The sequence below is a fragment of the Bacillus sp. MUM 116 genome, assembly GCF_001866655.1.
In the GTDB taxonomy this organism is placed as follows: Bacteria; Bacillota; Bacilli; order Bacillales; family Cytobacillaceae; genus Neobacillus.
Genome location: NZ_MLYR01000082.1, coordinates 1 through 913, shown reverse-complemented (window position 1 = coordinate 913; position 913 = coordinate 1). Strand labels below are relative to the sequence as shown.

The window sequence follows — 913 nt, the reverse complement described above, 5'->3', positions numbered from 1 at the left end:
TTTCCTTTACGAGACATACTTTGGACTATCCCTCTTGATTCAAGTGCGTGACGATATTGCTTCATCTGATAATGCCATCCTTGATCGGAATGCATGAGTAGCTGGTGGTTCTCAGGTAAACGTTCCAATGCCTTCTCCAACATGCCCGAAACAAGTGAATAGGTTGGTCTTGAACCGATTGTATACGTGATAATCTCTCCGTTAAATAAATCTAAAACTGGCGATAAATAAAGCTTCTCGCCGAATAATTTAAACTCCGTAATGTCGGTTACCCATTTTTCAATTGGTGCGTCTGCCGTAAAATTGCGGTCTAAAATATTGGGTGCAATTTTTCCCACTTTGCCTTTATACGATTTATACTTTTTCATACGTACTAAGCATTTCAAACCAAGCTCTTTCATAATACGTTGCACTTTTTTATGGTTCACTTTTTGTCCCCGATTCGCCAGCTCATCACGAATACGGCGATAGCCATAACGCCCTTCATGTTCTTCATAAATCACTTTTATTTCAGTTTTTAAATCAGCGTCTGGATCTGGACGATTCATACGTTTCGCTAAATCATAGTAAGTACTGCGTGGAATGCCAGCGAGTTTTACAAGTGCTTTCACCGGATATTTATGCCTTAATTCATAGACTACTTGCGCTTTGTCTTGTTTGGTGATTTTTCCTTGTTTTGAACTAAGGCATTCAACTTTTTTAAATAATCGTTTTCCATCTCTAGTTGTTTAATACGTGCTTCAAGGGCTTCAGTAGAGCCTTTGACTGGTTCTTGTTTGGGTTGTTGATTGAATTCTTTTTTCATAGATGGACGCCCCTTTTTCTTTGATTGAAGGGCATCTAATCCTTGTGTTTCAAATAGTTTTCTCCAAGCAATAATTGTTGAAGGGGCAGGTATTTTAAAAATAGCTGC

Annotated in this window: 1 pseudogene; it reads right to left on the bottom strand. The window is 38.4% G+C overall.

Going from position 1 to position 913, the window contains the following annotated elements:
* Window positions 1-913 (bottom strand): annotated as a pseudogene (locus BIV60_RS18745) (IS3 family transposase); the annotation flags it as partial.